Raw genomic sequence first — 17457 nt, 5'->3', positions numbered from 1 at the left:
AGCGATCGGGGGGATTGATGAGCCGGATAGCTCTTTGGCTTGGTTTGGGCCTTGCCCTTTCGGTCTGGCCCGCTCAGGCGGAAAGATCCTCGGATTTTTTTAAATCTTACCAAGGGTACAATGACGACGGCAAGGCTTTCCTGGACAAAATCGAGCCGAAGATCGGCACGGTGGACCTTGCCGAAGGTGTACACCTGACCCTTGGCGATAAGTTCTATTTTCTTAACAAGAAAGACACTGCCTCTGTTTTGACAGAAGCCTGGGGCAATCCTGCCAGTTCCGCTGCCGATTCGGTCGGCATGATCTTTCCGGCCAAATATGATCCCATTGCCGATGGCAATTGGGGCATAGAGTTGCGATGGGAGAAGATAGGCTATGTCGATGATGGCGACGCCGCATCCATCGACTACGGCGAGTTGCTGCGCACCATGCAGGCGGACACATTGTCAGGCAACGATCAAAGGGCAAAGGATGGCTTTCCTCCCATTACCTTGATCGGCTGGGCCTCGCCGCCAGTCTACGACTCGGTCAACAAGCGTTTGCACTGGGCAAAGGAACTGCAATTCGGAGACGATACCGTCCACACGCTCAACTACGACGTCCGTTTTCTGGGTAAGGAGGGCGTTTTTGTGATGAGTTATATCGCTACGGTGGAGCAATTGCCGGAGATAAGGCAAAGCCTGGACGAAGTCCTTGGCCTCGCCGCCTTCAATACCGGCAAGAAATACACTGATTTCATACCCGGCTCCGATACAGTTGCGGCAGTTGGCATTGGTGGCCTCATAGCGGGAAAATTGGCGGCGAAGGCGGGCCTTCTGGCCGTGGCCCTCATTGCGCTGAAGAAATTCGGTTTGATCTTGCTGGTTCCCTTGGCCGGAGTCTGGCGCTTCGTTCGCGGCAACAAGCGCACGTCGTAGGCGTCGCCCAAGCGCTGCTGACTGTTGTCGGGCGCGCCGGCAGGGTGCCGGCAGTGCGCCAAACGGAACACTGCACTGGATCACGCCTCGCCAATGCCTTTGCGGTACGCGAACAGGGTACGTTCTTGTCGTCTCCTGCGCATCGTGCCGTCCTCAAAATCTCGACAGTCGCGCCCATGACCGACACCACATCAAGGCAGATCGCCACGTCCGCGGCCATCCCGCCGCGCGAGGAGCGAATCGGCTTCCTTCTGGTGTTCCTGTCGGCACTGATGTGGAGTTTCGGCGGCACCATCGCCCGGTTCATCACGGTCGGCGACAGCTGGACCGTGATATTCTGGCGCTCCGCGTGGGCTGCCGTATTCCTGCTTTGCTTCATGGTCTGGCGTGACGGCTGGCGCGGCATGCTGAAATCATTCCGCGACATGGGCCTGCCAGGCATTGCGGTGGGGTTCTGCTTCGCCATTGCGTCGACCTCGTTCGTGGTGGCGCTTGCCTATACGACCGTCGCCAATATTCTTTTGATGCAAGCCGGCGTGCCGCTTCTGGCGGCCCTGTTTGCCTGGGCGCTGTTCCGCGAAAAGGTAACCGTCGCGACCTGGATGGCGATCGTCGCCGTCCTCGCCGGCGTCGCCATCATGGTGTCTGAATCTGTTGACGGCGCCGTCTCGCCCATAGGCGATGGACTGGCGCTGCTGATCGCGTTCATGTTCTCGATCGCCACCGTCATCACCCGGCGCTTCTCCAGCGTGCGCATGACGCCGGCGACGTGTCTCGGCACGATCCTTGCGGCGGGCTTCGCTGCCTCGCAGGCCTCGACGTTCGCGGTGTCGGTCGGCGACATGGGCTTCCTCTTCGTCTTCGGCGTGGTCAATCTCGGCCTTGGTCTTGCTTTCTTCGCCACTGGCGCGCGCTTGATCCCGGCGGCTATCGCGGCGTTGCTCGGCACGTTCGAGCCGATCCTGGGGCCGATATGGGTCTGGCTCATCCATTCCGAGGTGCCGTCCGGGCGCACCATCGTCGGCGGCGCGGTGGTGGTCACGGCGCTGCTTGTCCATATTGGGCTCGAATTCAAGCGCCAGGCGCGGCCTCAGCGGGCTGGGGTCACCGGAGTGCCTTCGCCTAATTGATGCGGGCGCCGAAGCTTTGCCCATTGACAATGTCGCTTCCGCCCGGGCAGGCTGGGAACACGGCAACAACAAGACAGGCGTATCTTGCCAAGTCTCCCCGGCGGCCCGATCGAGACCGGACCACATTCTAGTATCTCTGACCGCACGGCGGCGAAAGCTTCTGACGGCATCGCAATTCCTTCCCGCCCCGACCGTGCGGGCGGCCGTCGGCGGCGTGCCGAATGGCGGCCGTCGACCTCTGGAAAGTTCAACAGTCTAAAGCAAATGCCCGGCCGCGCGAGCATGTCGCGACGCGCCGGCAATGGAACACTCACCAAAGGAGAATAGCATGATCCGCAAAGCACTCTGGCTTTCGGCAACCTCGGTATTTCTGGCGCTTTTGACGCCCGCCGGTCACGCCGCGGACCGCGTCGTCAACGTCTTCAACTGGTCAGATTACATCGACAGTTCGATCATCGATGATTTCACCAAGAAAACTGGCATCAAGGTCGTTTACGATACGTTCGATTCCAACGAGATCCTCGAAACCAAGCTGCTCGCCGGCGGCAGCGGCTACGACGTCGTCGTGCCGAGCGGCAATTTCCTGGCCCGCCAGATCCAGGCCGGTGTGTTCCAGAAACTCGACAAGTCGAAGCTGCCGAACCTCTCCAACATGTGGGACACGGTTACGGAGCGCACCGTTAAATACGATCCCGGCAACGAATACTCGGTCAATTACATGTGGGGCACGGTCGGCATCGGCTACAACACCAAGAAAGTGCAGGCAGCGCTCGGCACCGACAAGATCGACAGCTGGGATACCTTCTTCAACCCCGATAGCCTGGCCAAATTGAAGGATTGCGGCGTCTATGTGCTGGATTCTCCATCCGACATCCTGCCGGCGGCGCTGAAGTACCTCGGTCTCGACCCCAACAGCACGTCGCCCGACGATATCGCCAAGGCCGAGGAAGCTCTTCTCAAGGTCCGTCCCTATATCAGGAAGTTCCACTCGTCCGAATACATCAACGCACTTGCCAATGGCGATATCTGCCTGGCGGTCGGCTGGTCGGGTGACGTGTTCCAGGCTCGCAACCGCGCGGTCGAGGCCAAGCAAGGCGTGGAAATCGGCTATTCCGTGCCGAAGGAAGGCGCCCAGATGTGGTTCGATCAGATGGCGATCCCCGCCGACGCGCCGCACGTCGCCGAGGCGCTTGAATTCATCAACTACATGATGACGCCGGAAGTGATCGCCAAGTCGTCGAACTATGTCCTTTATGCCAATGGCAACAAGGCATCGCAGCAATTCGTGGACAAGGCGCTGCTCGACGATCCGTCGGTCTATCCGGACGCCGCGACCTTGCAGAAGCTCTATACCACCCAGCCTTACGATCCCAAGACCCAGCGCATCGTCACGCGCAGCTGGACCAAGATCGTCACCGGCCAGTAGGCAATCCGGCGCGACCCCGGCAGCCAACTGCCGGGGTCGATTTCTTTTGGGGAATAAAAAAGCACGGAGTGGGGATATGAAATCGCTTGGCAGCATCCGCAGGGACTTCGCGCCATGGAACGACCCGAACGCCAAGCCATATATCCAGTTCGACAATGTCACCAAGAAGTTTGGTGACTTTACCGCCGTCAACAATCTGTCGCTGACCATTTTCGAGCGTGAATTCTTCGCTCTGCTTGGCGCATCGGGTTGCGGAAAGTCGACGCTGCTCAGGATGCTTGCCGGCTTCGAGGAGCCGACGGCCGGGCGCATCCTGCTCGACGGCCAGGATCTGCGCGGCATTCCGCCCTATCGCCGGCCGGTCAACATGATGTTCCAGTCCTATGCCCTGTTCCCGCATATGACCGTCGAGAAGAACATCGCCTTCGGTCTCAAGCAGGAAGGCATGCCGAAGCCGGATATCGAGAAGCGCGTCGCCGACATGCTGAAGCTGGTCAAGCTCGAGCAGTTCGCCAAGCGCAAGCCGCACCAGCTCTCCGGCGGCCAGCGCCAGCGCGTCGCGCTTGCCCGCTCGGTCGCCAAGCGACCGAAGGTGCTGCTGCTCGACGAGCCGCTCGGCGCGCTCGACAAGAAACTGCGCGAGGAAACTCAGTTCGAACTGATGGATCTGCAGCAGGAGCTTGGTCTCACCTTCGTCGTCGTCACCCATGATCAGGAAGAGGCGATGACGATGGCCGATCGCATCGCCATCATGGACAAGGGCGAGGTGATGCAGGTGGCGACGCCGCCGGAAGTCTATGAAGCCCCGACCTCGCGCTTCGTCGCCCATTTCGTCGGCAACGTGAACATGTTCGAGGGCAAGGTTGCCGAACAGGCGGCCAACACGACGCGCATTACAGGTCCAAGCGGAGCTCAGATCGTCGTCGAGAACGGTGGCGCGGCTGCGAAGGCCAATGCGGATATCGTCTTCGCCGTCAGGCCGGAGAAGATCAGGGTCTCGTCTAAGAAGCCGGCCGATGCCGTCAACGCGCTGGAAGGTGAGGTTTACGACATCGCCTATCTCGGCGACATGACTGTCTATCACGTCAGGCTGGACGACGGGCAGATCGTGCGGGCAAGCGCCTTGAACGCGGCCCGTGTGACCGAGGATCCACTGACCTGGAACGACCGTGCCTGGGTGTCTTTCCGGCCCGACGCCGGCGTCGTGCTGGCACGGTAGGGGACGGCCATGTCCAACATCGCCGTTACCGATGCCGCCGCGCCACCGACCGCCGCCAATCCGTTCCTGACGCGGCTCGGTGCCGGCTTCGTCAGCCGGCTCGTCATCATCGTTCCCTATCTCTGGCTGCTGTTCTTCTTTCTTGTCCCCTTTGTCATCGTCTTCAAGATCTCGTTGTCGCAGACGGCTATCGCCATGCCACCCTATACGCCGGTGCTCGATTTCAGGGACGGCGTTTCCGGTTTCTTCGCCGGCCTTCGCGACCTCAACTTCGACAATTATGTCTGGCTGACGCAGGACGCACTCTATTTCAAGGCCTATCTCACCAGCGTGGTCATCGCTGCCATCTCGACGGTGCTGACCCTGCTGGTTGGCTATCCCATCGCCTATGGCATGGCGCGCGCTCCGGCGACAATCCGCCCGACATTGCTGATGCTGGTCATCCTGCCGTTCTGGACGTCGTTCCTGATCCGCGTCTATGCCTGGATCGGCATTCTCAAGCCCGAGGGCCTGCTCAACCAGCTGCTCTTGTCGCTGCACATCATCAACCAGCCGCTGGTGATCCTCAACACCTACACGGCCATCTTCATAGGCATCGTCTATTCCTACCTGCCGTTCATGGTGCTGCCGCTTTATTCGTCGCTGGAGAAAATGGACTATTCGCTGATCGAGGCAGCCAAGGACCTCGGCTGCCCGCCGACGTCAGCCTTCTGGAAGATCACTTTTCCGCTGTCGCTGCCCGGCGTCATAGCCGGCTGCCTGCTGGTGTTCATCCCGGCCGTCGGCGAGTTCGTCATTCCCGATTTGCTCGGCGGCTCGCAGACGCTGATGATCGGCAAGACGCTGTGGAACGAGTTTTTCGCCAATCGTGACTGGCCGGTGTCGTCGGCCGTTGCCGTCATCCTGCTGCTGCTGCTGATCGTACCGATCGTGTTGTTCCAGCATGCCCAGGCCCGCGCGCAGGAGCAGGACAAATGAACACCACCTGGAGCCGCTTCAACATCACCTCGATCACGCTCGGTTTTGCCTTTCTCTATTTGCCGATCGTGCTGCTCGTCGTCTTCTCCTTCAACGAGTCCAAGCTCGTCACCGTCTGGGGCGGCTTTTCCACCAAATGGTACGTATCGCTGTTCCACAATCAGGGTCTGATGGACGCCGCGTGGGTGACCATCCGCGTCGGTCTGATTTCAGCGACCGTGGCCACCGTTCTCGGCACAATGGGGGCCCTGGCGCTGACCCGCTACACACGCTTCCGGGGCAGGGTCCTGTTCTCCGGCATGATCTTCGCACCATTGGTCATGCCTGACGTCATTACCGGCCTGTCGCTGCTCCTGCTGTTTGTCGCCATCGGCATGGATCGCGGCATGACGACCGTGATCCTCGCGCATATCACCTTCACGATGTGCTTTGTCGCTGTTGTCGTGCAGTCGCGGCTTGTCAGCTTCGATCGCTCACTGGAAGAAGCCGCCATGGATCTTGGCGCGCCGCCTGTGAAGACCTTTTTCCAGATCACCCTGCCAGTCATTCTGCCGGCGATCGTGTCCGGCTGGATGCTGGCCTTCACGCTGTCACTGGACGACCTGGTCATCGCCAGCTTTGCTTCGGGCCCTGGCGCCACCACGCTGCCGATGAAGATCTACAGCCAGGTCCGCCTCGGTGTGACGCCGGAGATCAATGCCGCCTGCACCCTTCTGATCGCGATCGTCACGGTTGGCGTCATCATCGCTTCCGTCGCCAATAAGCGGCGCGAGGTGCAGCGGCAGCTTGACGAGCGGGCCGCGCAACGCGGTTAGAAGCGTTTCAACTGAGGGCCGGGCCTTATTCGCCCGAAACGCCGCGGCTGATGGGTGAAATGAACGGCGTGCTCCAGGTTCCGCCGACGAAAAACGACGACTGGTTGGGCCCCTGCTGGCCGCTCTTCTGCGTTGCTGGCTGATCCGGCTGGATGACACCGCCCGACAGCGCCAGTCCGCGTCCTGCGTAGGATGCGATGCCGGAAAGCCAGATCTTGTATTTCGCCGAATTGGCCTCGGCCTTGTCCAGTCTGGCCACGCCTCGCGAAATGGTTGCCTTCACTTCGGCGCCATCGATGGGCAGCGTCCCGTCCGAGACATCGTCGAGCGCGAAGAAGCCGCCCTGTTCGGTATGCTTGAGAAAGGCCGGCAGGTTGAACTTGCTGAGCGCGCCAGGGCCAAAGGTCGCCGAGACAGAGCCGTCGGCGTTCTCAAAAACCGAATCCCAGGTCCTTCCTGGTCCCTTGAGGATGACCGAGACGGTGCCCGTGCCGACCGGCACCAGCCGGGTCATCCCGGCCGCGGTGCCGAACGCCCCGCCATCGACATCGGAGGCCAGCAGCCGGATCTCGACCTGGGTGCCCTCGGGCTTGCGGTCGAAACGAAGGCTGGTCTGGATGTTGCCGCCGAAGGCGGAGGCGTCGGAGATGTCGAAGACGGAAAGGCCATCCTTGACCTGCGCGGTGGCCGCGACATCGGCAAGCTGGATGCTCCCTGCGGTCGCATGCGCCGCCGACAGCCTGAGATCGAGGTTGACCCGGTCGGCGAAACTCGTGTCGATCTGACCTGGTTCGCCGCTGCTCGCCGGTCCCAGCGACGTGAAGGCGGATAGAAACGACCTGAGGTCGAGCGTGTCGAAGGCAAGTGTGCCCGAGATCACCGGCTGTGCCTCGCCAAGCGACACGTCCAGCGCACCCATGCCCGGATTGTTGTCCAGCGCCAGCGCCGTGTTCTCGAACTTGACGCGTCCGGCCGATGCCGTGACCTTGCTGGAAATGCTGACCGAGCCGATCGCGGCGCTCGGCGCGATGCCGGCCTGCGACCATTCCAGTACGCGGCGCAGCGAAGGAGCCGCGAATTTTACCTGGCCGTCGAAATAGGCGTTTTCGGACATGCTGGCCGTGCCGTCGAAGGAAAAGGTGGCCGGCGCCGCCTTGAAGGACAGGGTCAGCGGCGCCATGCCCCCGGCAAACAGCACCAGCGGCCTCGGCGAGGCGGCGTCCACGGTCACGCTTTCGCCACGCCAGATCCCGGTCGCGGACAGTGTCGCATTGCTGTTCATCGCCGCCCAGTTGGCCTGGCCGCTAAGACTGCTCAGGATCTCTTCATCCTTGCCGTTGACGGACGCCACCATGCGGCCGTCCCTGAACTCCACAGTGCCGAACGTGTCGGCCGGCAGCTTGTCGAGGTCGGGCTTGGCGGGGTCGGCGTTGACCAGGCCACGGGCCGCATCGATGGAGCGCGCGATGCGCCCGCCGGTCGGCGCCGTGGGCAGGAACAGACCGTCCGCCGTGCGCTGGACCCGGATCGTCGGCCGCACCAGCCGTGCCGTGGAAAACACCACATCGCCCTGCAATGCCGCCATGGCCGAGAGGTCGACCTCGACCCGTTCGGCTTCGACGACCGGCGGCGCATCGCCGTCGGTCCATTTTGACAGCGTCACATCGGTCAGGATCGCGCGGAAATTCGGCCAGACCTCGATTCGTGGCGACCCCTCGATGGCAACCCGGAAGCCACTCCAGGCGCTCAATTCCCACGCGATGCGGTCACGCACGATCCGCGTCGAGGCGATCAGCGGCAGGGCCGCGACCACCAGAGCGATGACGATCGCAGCAGCGCCGATCGCCCATACTCCGCGGCGGATCAAGGATGATGGCATATAGCCCCGTATGCTTCCATTCCGACAAAAACGAGCGTCCGACGGGTATAACCCCTATCGTCACTACGACTTAGGGCCGACGCATTTCAAGTCTTTATGGCCCGGCGATGGCATTTGCGCACACCTGACCGCATCGACCCAACAAAATCTTGCTCTGCCGCGCAGCGATATGCATAAGCGATGGCGACCGTGGGAGGATCGATCATGGCTGGCGAACTACCGCTCTGGACCCCGACGCAAGACCAGATTGATGCCTCGCCATTGACCGCTTTCATGAAGGCCGCGGCAGCGAGTACCGGCAGTCCATTCTCGTCCTATGCCGACCTCCACCTCTGGTCGGTCGAGAACCGGGAGGCGTTCTGGGGTCTCGTCTGGGATTTCTGCGGTCTTGAAGGCGACAAGGGTGAACGACTGCTGCTCGACGGCGAGAAGATGCCCGGCGCCTCTTTCTTTCCGGACGCGTCTTTGAATTTCGCCGAAAACCTTCTGAAAAAGACCGGCGCTGGCGAGGCCATCGTCTTTCGCGGCGAGGACAAGGTCGAGAGGCGGCTGTCGTGGAATGAACTGCATGGCCTGGTCTCGCGCCTGCAGCAGCTTTTCCTGTCGCTCAAGGTGAAGAAGGGTGACCGTATAGCGGCGATGATGCCCAACATGCCCGAAGCCGTCGCCGCCATGCTGGCGGCGGCCTCCATCGGGGCGGTGTGGTCATCCTGTTCTCCCGATTTCGGCGAGCAGGGCGTGCTCGATCGGTTCGGCCAGATCGAGCCAGTCATCTTCATCGCGCCGGACGGCTATTGGTATAATGGCAAGGCGATCGAGGTCGCCGACAAGGTCAAGGCGGTCGCGGCCAGGCTCGGCGGCGTCCGCAAAGTCCTGCTCGTCGACTATCTCGGCACCTCCGCCGACGTGGCTGATACCATCGACAAGGCGGTGGCGATGGAAGAGGCCCTGTCGCCCTTTGCCGTCAGGCCCGTCACCTTCGAGCGGCTGCCGTTTTCGCATCCGCTCTACATCCTGTTTTCGTCCGGTACCACCGGCGTTCCCAAATGCATCGTCCATTCGGCCGGCGGCACGCTCATTCAGCATGTCAAGGAACACCGGTTGCATGCCGGCCTCGGCGATGGCGACCGCTTCTTCTATTTCACCACCTGCGGCTGGATGATGTGGAACTGGCTGGTTTCGGGCCTCGCTTCCGGCGCCACGTTGCTGCTCTACGACGGTTCTCCCTTCTATCCCGACGGCAATGTGCTGTTCGATCTCGCCGACGCCGAGAAGATGACCTTTCTCGGCACCTCGGCCAAGTTCATCGATTCCGTGCGCAAGGCCGGCCTCAAGCCGATCCGCAGCCATGATCTGTCGACGATACGCGCCATATCCTCCACCGGATCACCGCTTTCGCCCGAAGATTTCCGCTTCGTCTATGATGGCATCAAGAAGGACGTGCACCTTGCCTCGGTGTCCGGCGGCACCGATATCGTCTCGTGCTTCGTGCTCGGCGTGCCGACCCAGCCAGTCTGGACCGGCGAGATCCAGGGGCCGGGCCTCGGCCTCGCCGTCGACGTCTGGGACGATGACGGCAAGCCGGTCCGGCAGGAGAAGGGGGAGCTGGTGTGCACCAGGGCTTTCCCGTCCATGCCGATCGGCTTCTGGAACGATCCCGACGGCAGGAAATACCAGGCGGCCTATTTCGAGCGTTTCGACAATGTCTGGTGCCATGGCGATTTCGCCGAATGGACCGATCATGGCGGCATGGTCATCCATGGCCGCTCCGACGCGACGCTCAACCCCGGCGGTGTGCGCATCGGCACGGCCGAGATCTACAACCAGGTCGAGCAGATGCCGGAAATCCTGGAGGCGCTGTGCATCGGCCAGGATTTCGACAATGATGTGCGCGTCGTGCTGTTCGTGCGGCTTGCCGCCGGCGTCAAGCTCGACGACGATCTCGAAAAGCGCATCCGGGCCAAGATCCGCGGCGGCGCCAGCCCGCGCCATGTTCCGGCCAGGATCGTCGCCGTCTCCGACATCCCCCGCACCAAGTCGGGCAAGATCACCGAGCTTGCGGTGCGCGACGTGGTCCACGGCCGCGCCATCAAGAACAAGGAAGCGCTGGCCAACCCGGAAGCGCTGGAACTGTTCCGCGACTTGCCGCAGCTCGCGCAGTGAACGCGACCGGCATGGTTAACGAAATATGTCGCACGAATTTACCTAGATTTCACGAGTGGTACACATTCGTAAATTTTTTGGCGACCCGGTAAGGACTTGTTAAGGCCCGGCGTCGATAGTCGCACGTAACTTGAGGGAGAAATCCCGTTCCTCAGCCCCGAGGATCTGAATTCAGCTCAAGCCCCGTTGTGACAGCAATCCAATTTCCTAAGGCGTCCTTATCGGGCGCCTTTTTTTCTTGGCTTGCTATTCCGCGAGCACCCGGGTCGAGGGGAACGCAACCTCGACCAGCGTGCCTTCGCCGGGCGTCGAATTGATGGTGAAGCGGGCGCGGTTGGCTTCCACCATCGCCTTGGTCAGCGGCAGGCCAAGGCCGGTGCCGTCGCCGCGCCCGCGCTTCAGCGCGTTGATCTGCTTGAACGGCTTCAGCGCCTGCTCGATCTCGGCCTGGCTCATGCCGATGCCGGTGTCGCGCACCCGCATGACGACGTCGCCCGAGGTCTCGTAGGCGGTCGAGACGATCACCTGGCCGCCAGCCTGGGTATAGCGCACGGCGTTGGACAGGATGTTGAGCGCGATCTGGCGCACGCTGCGCAGGTCGGCCACCACTTCCGGCAGCCGCGAGGCGAAGCTGGAACGGATGATGACGCGTTCGCGGTTGGCCTGGGGCTGCATCATCGCCACGGTTTCGGCCAGCGTATCGTTGAGCGACACCGCCTCATAAGCCATTTCCTGCTGGCCGGCCTCGATCTTCGAGATATCCAGGAGGTCGTTGACCAGGTCGAGCACGTGGTTGCCCGAGCGGTTGATGTCGCGCAGATAATCGCGGTAGCGGTCATTGGCCACCGGCCCGAACTTCTCGTCGACCATCAGTTCGGAAAAGCCGATGATGGCGTTGAGCGGCGTGCGGATCTCATGGCTGATGCGGGCGAGGAAATCTGTCTTCTGCGAGGAGGCGCGTTCGGCCACCGCGCGCGCCTGGGTGAGATCCTCTTCGGCCCGCTTCCACTGCGTGATGTCGCGCACCACGGCACAGAAACCGCTGTCGTTGGGCAACCGGCCGATGGTCATGAACAGCGGGATGAAGCGTCCCTGTGCTTCGCGGCCGATCACCTCGCGGCCGTCATTCAAGACGCTCGCCACACCAGGCTCCGACAGGCCGGTGAGATAGTCGCGCGCCGCGCGCTGGCTCTCGATGGCAAACAGCGAGGCGAACGGCTTGCCGGTCACCTCGTCGCTTTCGAAACCGAACAGCGCCTCGGCCGGGCGGCTGATCGAACGGATGGTGCCGTCGCTGCCGATCAGCACGACCCCGTCGGTGGCGGTGTCGATGATGGTGCGCATCTCGGCGATGCGTGCCTTCAGCTCGGAAATGTCGGGCTGCGTCGGCTCCTCGCCGATCGCATGCGCCGCCGCGGGGGCATCATCCTCGCCGGAACGGCGAACGACCAGCATCAGGGCCTTGCCGTCGCGCCAGGGCACGGAGCGCAGGATGGCGTCGATCGGGAATTCCTGCCCGTCGCGCGTCTTCAGCCGCAGCGCCCGGTCGCTGCCGTCGGAGGCGCCGTCATCGGCATAGGGATCGGCAAACAAAGCGCCGAGGCCGCCCGCATCCTCGAGGTCCTCCAGCGTCGCGTACCTGGTCAGGTCGAGGAATTCCTCGTTGGCATAGTGCAACTGGTCGCCTGAATGGATGATCAGCGGCACCGGCAGCTTGCCGAGCAGCGATGTATCGGGCGTCTTGTTTTCTGTGCCGACGGAAAAAGCCGACGGCATGAACCCTTCGGTCTTGAGCGGCGGTACGTGCAGGCGCGGCGGCTGGATGGACGTCTCGGCGGCATGATGCGTGCCGCCGGTTGCCGCAATCGCTTGATCGCCGGATGCAGTTGCTTCGTCGCCGGCCCAATCCTCGTCATCCTCGGCGTCGCGAAAATCGTCTGACGTCATACTGTCGTCATCAGCCGGTGCCTCGCCATCCTCGGCCGTCGCTGCCTCTTTGTCGCTGTGGTCGGCGGCATAGTCGAGCAGGGAGCCCGAGGCCTCGGTCGGCGGGGATTTGGAGGCCGGCGCCTGTTGTTCGGCCTGGTCCGGTTGCGCACCGTCGAGCCGCGCCAGATCCCTCTGATCCTCGGCATCGCTTGGGGAAAATTCGCCCGCATCCGGCTCGTCTTCCGTATCGGGCGCTGCCATCTCATGCGCCGGGCCGCTCGCCGGTTCCTGGCTCGAGCCTGCTGGTCCGGCATTCGGGTCGGCGATATCCGCCCGCGGCTCCGCATCGGCCTCCGCCTTGGCCGCGTCGTGCGGCCCGGGCAAAGACCCTATTCCGGCACCTTGTTCCGCCTGCCTTGCCGGCTCGGCTGCCGCCAGCGGCTCTGCCGTGGAACTGTCTTTTTTCAGCCGCTCGCCGATCTCGCGGAATGCGCTGCGTTCCAGCGAGGACAGTCCCTTGTCGTTGGCCGGCTGCCGGTGTTCGGCCAACCGGATGACCTTGTCGGCAAAGCGCCGCTCAGGTTTCGGGACGATGGTCAGCGCCGGCACTTCGCCCTTGAACGGATCCGATGCCTTTGGTTCTTCGGCCTTTGGATCTTCCGGCACTGTCTCTACGGCTTCCGGCTTGGGTGCGGCCGGCATTTCGCCATTGGGCACCAATGCCATGCCGATCGCTTCCGGATCGACGACCGCATCCCCGCTTCGCGCGACGCCGAAGCCGCGGAAGCCTTCGAAGGCGCGGCCGCGGCCATAGACAGGCAATGCCGCCAGGTCGACAGGGATCTTCAGGTCGCTACCGACGACCGGCCACAGCACCGAGCGGCCGGACCAGGTGTCGCGCCGCTCCAGCAGGCCGGCGATCTCGCCGGATGCATCAAGGCCGAAAGCCGCCGCCACATCCCGGAAGCGCCGGCCGATCACGTCGGCCGCCGGACGGCCGACGATATCGGCGAATTCCGGCGACAGGGCGCTGAACTTGCCCTCGGCGTCGGTCCGCCAGACAAAACGCAGCGGTGCGGCCGAGCGGTCTATGGTCCGGGTGGCCATGGTCGCGGTCGGGGCTACGGGCGAGGTGGCCTCGTCCTGCTTTACGCTGTGCACCGCAGCTTCGGTGCCGACCGCCTCTGCCACGCGTTTCGGTTCCGGCGCGGCTGGCGCGTCGTCTTCTCCGGCATTGAAATACCAATGATCGTGCTGCCCCGGCGTGCCGGCCGCCGGCTGATCATTGTCGGCGGCAACGGGTGTCGGCCCGGCCGGCTCCTTGATTTCCTGCGCTGTCGGCTCCGGCATATCGCCAGCCACGGGCCCGGAAGGGACGTGTTCGCGCTCGGCCGTGGCAGCGGCGGGCAACCGCTCGCCCGCCTCTGTCGCGGCGGTTCCCGCCATCCGAACGCCGATCTCCTCGGCAGGGCTTTCCGTGGTCGCGGGCGAACCGTCTGCCGGAGCCGCGCTGTCCTCGAGTTGGTCCTCGTCGATCACCACCAGCAGATGCCGCTCCGGCGTCAGCCGGGCGAGGCCGGCGGGGTAGGAGTTCCTGCCGCCCGGAACGAGGCGCTTGACGATGCGCTCGCCCTCGGCCGCGACGTCTGCCACCAGGGCCGCCAGTGTCGCGGGCTGGATGCCAAGCGCCGAAAATCCCTCCGAGGCGGCCTCGACATTGCCCTTGGCATCGATGAAGGCGATGAAATGGCCGTCTTCGGTAAAGCCGCTGATTGCCCGGCCGGCGATCTCGGCGGCACTGCGCGAGCCGGTCTGCGCGGCCGGCACCGCCAGCATGATGGCATTCTCGCCGTCGGGTAGCGTCACGGCACTGGCAAGAAAGCCGACGGCGCGACTGGTCATGCCGGTCGCCAGGCGCACGGTAATCGATCGATCGACGCCGATCTGGGGAAAACCGCTGGTCGCCATGATCTGGCGGCGTGCGACCAGCGGCAGCCGCGCCGAGGCCCCAATGATCGCTTCGATGTCGGGATAGCCGAACATGGCGGCGCCCGGCCCGTTGGCCCAGATCACCTGCTCGAGGTCCACCGACAGGATCGCGATTGCGTCGCCGGCGGCAAACCGCTGGCGGACCGCGTCAAGCACGGCGACGTCGAGGAAGGAATATTCGGACGGCATGCGCTTGGCGAACCCTCACGGAGCGGCGAATTTGCAGTTAACGCTTTGTTAATAAAAGCCGCAGCCACGAAGGTCCACAAGCCAGAACGTGCAAAGGCTGAATTTTGGCCGTTTGGTTAACGGTCGAAAACATTTTTTTGTGCACTGCAACAAAGATATTGCAATGCACAAGATTTGCCTTTATATTGCCATCATACATGAACGAGACGGCTTTCTGTCAAAGCCGCTGCCGCTGAAAAGGATGGAAAATGTCCAGGACCAAGACCGCCGAGACGATCGAAAACGTTGAATTCCCGAGCTTCGACGCTTCCAAGGCCACCGACCAGATGCGCGCTTTCGCCGAAAAGGGCGTTGAGCAGTCGAAGGAGGCCTACGCCAAGCTCAAGACCGGTGCCGAGGAAACCCAGAAGGCCCTGGAGTCGACCTACGAAACCGCCAAGGCTGTTTCCAGCGACCTGTCGCTCAAGACCATCACCGCGCTGCGCGCCAACGCCGAGGCCGGCTTCTCGCATCTCGAAGCCCTGATCGGCGCGAAGTCGCTGTCGGAAGTCATCGAGTTGCAGACCGCGTTCCTGCGTAAGCGCGTCGAACTGACCGTCGAGCAAGCCAAGGACTTCCAGGCCGTTGCCTCCAAGGCGGCCGAGGACGTCTCGAAGCCGATCAAGACCGCCTTCGAGAAGGCGATCAAGGAAATCAAGGCCGCCTAACAAGTACGCATCGTCCGCGGATGCAACAAAAGGTCGCATTTTGTCGGACAAATAGATGTGAGACAGTGGCGACCGAGCGAATACCCGGCGAGTGGAACCTCCTCCCTCTGCTCTTCGGGGTGACCAGCCAGCACCTCCTCCCGCTGGCTCGTAACAGGAAAAGGCCGGCACCTCCTCCCGCCGGCCTTTTTCTTTGCCCGGCGAAAGGGGCGCCGCTGTAGGGAAGTGGCCTTTGCTTTGCAAAAGCCTTGAATTAGAATTCATAAGCCCGTAAGGACGCATCGCCGAACGAAAGTGCGGATCGCGGAGAGTGAACCTTCCACCCCGATCCTGCTACTAACGTTAAGACGTGCCGTTGTAGCTCAGATGGTTAGAGCGCCGGATTGTGGATCCGGAGGTCGCTGGTTCGATCCCAGCCAACGGTACCACTAGCATTCTCCACCAAGCTATTGATCCTACTGCATAAAATGTCGCATTCTGCCGAGGGTATTGCCCCGTTTTGAGCTTTTGTGCTACCTATTGTGCTACCTATTGTGCTACAAATGGTACGCTAAGACATGGGAAGACGCCGCGAAGAGCAAGACCCTGACCGCTTCCTTAGGGTGCGAGGCAGCCATTTTCACTACTACCGCCGCGTCCCAAAGGAACTCCGGGATCTCGATGAGCGTGGTGAATTCGTTCGTCGCGCCTTGGACACGATTGACCGGTCGAAGGCCCGAACTGCCCGCGATCTTCATGAGGCTGCCGACAACGCGCTTTGGTCCTCCCTTATGGTGGGAGACAATCCTCAAGCCGCACGCATTCGATACCAGCGAGCGATCAAACGCGCGGAAGCCTTGGGGTTCGTTTACCGGCCGCTCGCGGACATCCTTATTGCCGAGCCGCTCGACACAATCTTGCAGCGCGTCGAAGCCACGATTGGAAAACCTCACAGCTCACCACTGATCGACGCGGTCAGCGGTGCGGTAGCCCCACCTGACGATAAGATATCAAAGGCGCTGCAACTCTATTTTACCGACATTGCTCGCGACGAAATCCGCAGCAAAAGCCCAGATCAGAAAAAGCGGTGGAAGGCAAAACGCCAAATGAGCGTCGACGTCTTCATAGCCTTGGTAGGCGACAAGCGAATGGGCGAGATCACCCGCGACAACGCGCGGACGGTCCACAAATATTGGCTGGACAGAATTGCGCCTGAGAAGGGGAGGGCCGACCGCTCGGCGTCGACCGGCAACCGAAATATGGGTAATCTCCGGAGCCTTTACGCCGATTACTATCGGCATATTGGGCTTCCCGAGCAGAAGAACCCCTTCGCCGACCTGTCATTCAGCGACAAGTCGAAGCGCTCTCGGCCTCCATTTCCAACCGACTGGATTCGCGACAAGATATTTGCACCTGGCGCGCTGGCGACGCTCAATGACGAGGCACGCGGCATCGTGCTTGCCTTCGCGGAAACGGGTGCCAGGCCAAGCGAACTCGCCAACCTCCACGCCGGTGTCATCCATCTTGATCATGAAGTGCCCCACATTTCGATCGAGCCACGTGACGACCCTGATGATCCGCGCGAGATCAAGACCGCTTCATCGGTGCGCAAGGTGCCTCTGATCGGTGTCGCTCTCGAGGTGTTCAAGAAGCATCCGAAGGGCTTTCCGCGGTACAAGGATCGTGAGGCGTCCTTATCAGCGCTGCTCAACAAGCACTTCGAGACCCACGGATTGTTCCCGACCGACAAGCACACGGTGTATTCGCTGCGGCACTCCTTCGAAGACCGTATGAAGAATGCTAGGCTGGACGAGGAACTGCGTCGCATGCTGATGGGCCATACAATTGACCGGCCAAAATATGGCGAGGGCGGTGAGATGAAGATGTGGCAGGAAGAACTCATGAAGATCGTTCTGCCCTTTGATCCCGCGATCGTTTAGCGCGCTGTCGCACCACCGCAAGCCGATCCTGCTTCGCCTGGTAGTCCTGCTGTGCGCGTTCGAGATAATCGTATAACGGGAGCCATGCCTCACCCTGCTCACCTCGCGCGACGATGATCTCGGCAACGCGATCGAGCGCGCGCTCAATCCGCTCAACCGTGATCGGCCGCGCTGTTGGCGAGCGCCGCTTCACGGAT

At 62.2% G+C, this 17457-nt stretch carries 11 protein-coding genes and 1 tRNA gene; 10 read left to right on the top strand and 2 right to left on the bottom strand.

Annotated elements, in window-relative coordinates; genetic code table 11:
• The first annotated feature begins 17 nt into the window (after positions 1–17).
• The 6 genes from LB554_RS18325 to LB554_RS18300 all read left to right on the top strand — a co-directional run bounded on the left by LB554_RS18325 (position 18) and on the right by LB554_RS18300 (position 6485).
• On the top strand, positions 18–917 hold the full coding sequence (locus tag LB554_RS18325) for a DUF2167 domain-containing protein (RefSeq protein WP_140614653.1): 900 nt from the start codon (positions 18–20) through the stop codon (positions 915–917).
• Positions 918–1093: 176 nt separating this feature from the next.
• Positions 1094–2047 (top strand): DMT family transporter, encoded by a 954-nt coding sequence (locus tag LB554_RS18320; RefSeq protein ID WP_224586071.1) that lies wholly within the window; start codon positions 1094–1096, stop codon positions 2045–2047.
• Positions 2048–2375: 328 nt separating this feature from the next.
• Positions 2376–3473 carry a polyamine ABC transporter substrate-binding protein gene (locus tag LB554_RS18315; RefSeq protein ID WP_224586069.1) on the top strand — a complete coding sequence of 366 codons (1098 nt, stop codon included), beginning with the start codon at positions 2376–2378 and terminating at the stop codon, positions 3471–3473.
• A 76-nt stretch (positions 3474–3549) separates the two neighbouring features.
• The gene (locus LB554_RS18310) at positions 3550–4692 is read left to right on the top strand and encodes an ABC transporter ATP-binding protein (RefSeq protein ID WP_015316313.1); all 1143 of its coding nucleotides are present in this window, start codon (positions 3550–3552) and stop codon (positions 4690–4692) included.
• Between the two features lie 9 nt (positions 4693–4701).
• Positions 4702–5670, top strand: coding sequence for an ABC transporter permease subunit (locus LB554_RS18305; protein WP_224586068.1), 969 nt, complete (start codon positions 4702–4704; stop codon positions 5668–5670).
• The gene (locus LB554_RS18300) at positions 5667–6485 is read left to right on the top strand and encodes an ABC transporter permease (RefSeq protein ID WP_015316315.1); all 819 of its coding nucleotides are present in this window, start codon (positions 5667–5669) and stop codon (positions 6483–6485) included. The genes LB554_RS18305 and LB554_RS18300 overlap by 4 nt, the downstream gene beginning before the upstream one ends.
• Before the next feature lie 25 nt (positions 6486–6510).
• On the opposite strand, the gene LB554_RS18295 is transcribed toward LB554_RS18300, so the two are convergent.
• Positions 6511–8364: an AsmA-like C-terminal region-containing protein gene (locus tag LB554_RS18295; protein WP_140614648.1), complete on the bottom strand. Its 1854-nt coding sequence runs from the start codon at positions 8362–8364 to the stop codon at positions 6511–6513.
• A gap of 204 nt (positions 8365–8568) precedes the next feature.
• Between LB554_RS18295 and LB554_RS18290 the strand changes: the two genes are divergently transcribed.
• The gene (locus LB554_RS18290; RefSeq protein WP_224586066.1) at positions 8569–10527 is read left to right on the top strand and encodes an acetoacetate--CoA ligase; all 1959 of its coding nucleotides are present in this window, start codon (positions 8569–8571) and stop codon (positions 10525–10527) included.
• A gap of 246 nt (positions 10528–10773) precedes the next feature.
• Here the strand turns inward: LB554_RS18290 and LB554_RS29465 are convergent, their stop codons facing one another.
• Complete coding sequence (locus tag LB554_RS29465; protein WP_263485863.1) at positions 10774–14634, bottom strand: PAS domain S-box protein; 3861 nt, start codon at positions 14632–14634, stop codon at positions 10774–10776.
• A 248-nt stretch (positions 14635–14882) separates the two neighbouring features.
• Between LB554_RS29465 and LB554_RS18270 the strand changes: the two genes are divergently transcribed.
• The 3 genes from LB554_RS18270 (at position 14883) to LB554_RS18260 (ending at position 17260) form a co-directional block, all read left to right on the top strand.
• On the top strand, positions 14883–15341 hold the full coding sequence (locus tag LB554_RS18270; RefSeq protein WP_015316319.1) for a phasin: 459 nt from the start codon (positions 14883–14885) through the stop codon (positions 15339–15341).
• A gap of 351 nt (positions 15342–15692) precedes the next feature.
• A tRNA-His gene (locus LB554_RS18265) sits at positions 15693–15769 on the top strand.
• Between the two features lie 129 nt (positions 15770–15898).
• On the top strand, positions 15899–17260 hold the full coding sequence (locus LB554_RS18260) for a DUF6538 domain-containing protein (RefSeq protein ID WP_224586063.1): 1362 nt from the start codon (positions 15899–15901) through the stop codon (positions 17258–17260).
• The last annotated feature ends 197 nt before the right edge of the window (positions 17261–17457 follow it).

The sequence above is a fragment of the Mesorhizobium sp. CO1-1-11 genome, assembly GCF_020164995.1.
In the GTDB taxonomy this organism is placed as follows: Bacteria; Pseudomonadota; Alphaproteobacteria; order Rhizobiales; family Rhizobiaceae; genus Mesorhizobium; species Mesorhizobium australicum.
This window is presented reverse-complemented; position numbering and strand designations above follow the sequence as displayed.

What these genes read in the sequence shown, in the direction of transcription:
- LB554_RS18325 (WP_140614653.1), top strand. Translation starts at nt 18, where the DNA reads ATGAGCCGGATAGCTCTTTGGCTTGGTTTGGGCCTTGCCCTTTCGGTC.
- LB554_RS18320 (WP_224586071.1), top strand. Translation starts at nt 1,094, where the DNA reads ATGACCGACACCACATCAAGGCAGATCGCCACGTCCGCGGCCATCCCG.
- LB554_RS18315 (WP_224586069.1), top strand. Translation starts at nt 2,376, where the DNA reads ATGATCCGCAAAGCACTCTGGCTTTCGGCAACCTCGGTATTTCTGGCG.
- LB554_RS18310 (WP_015316313.1), top strand. Translation starts at nt 3,550, where the DNA reads ATGAAATCGCTTGGCAGCATCCGCAGGGACTTCGCGCCATGGAACGAC.
- LB554_RS18305 (WP_224586068.1), top strand. Translation starts at nt 4,702, where the DNA reads ATGTCCAACATCGCCGTTACCGATGCCGCCGCGCCACCGACCGCCGCC.
- LB554_RS18300 (WP_015316315.1), top strand. Translation starts at nt 5,667, where the DNA reads ATGAACACCACCTGGAGCCGCTTCAACATCACCTCGATCACGCTCGGT.
- LB554_RS18295 (WP_140614648.1), bottom strand. Translation starts at nt 8,364, where the DNA reads ATGCCATCATCCTTGATCCGCCGCGGAGTATGGGCGATCGGCGCTGCT.
- LB554_RS18290 (WP_224586066.1), top strand. Translation starts at nt 8,569, where the DNA reads ATGGCTGGCGAACTACCGCTCTGGACCCCGACGCAAGACCAGATTGAT.
- LB554_RS29465 (WP_263485863.1), bottom strand. Translation starts at nt 14,634, where the DNA reads ATGCCGTCCGAATATTCCTTCCTCGACGTCGCCGTGCTTGACGCGGTC.
- LB554_RS18270 (WP_015316319.1), top strand. Translation starts at nt 14,883, where the DNA reads ATGTCCAGGACCAAGACCGCCGAGACGATCGAAAACGTTGAATTCCCG.
- LB554_RS18260 (WP_224586063.1), top strand. Translation starts at nt 15,899, where the DNA reads ATGGGAAGACGCCGCGAAGAGCAAGACCCTGACCGCTTCCTTAGGGTG.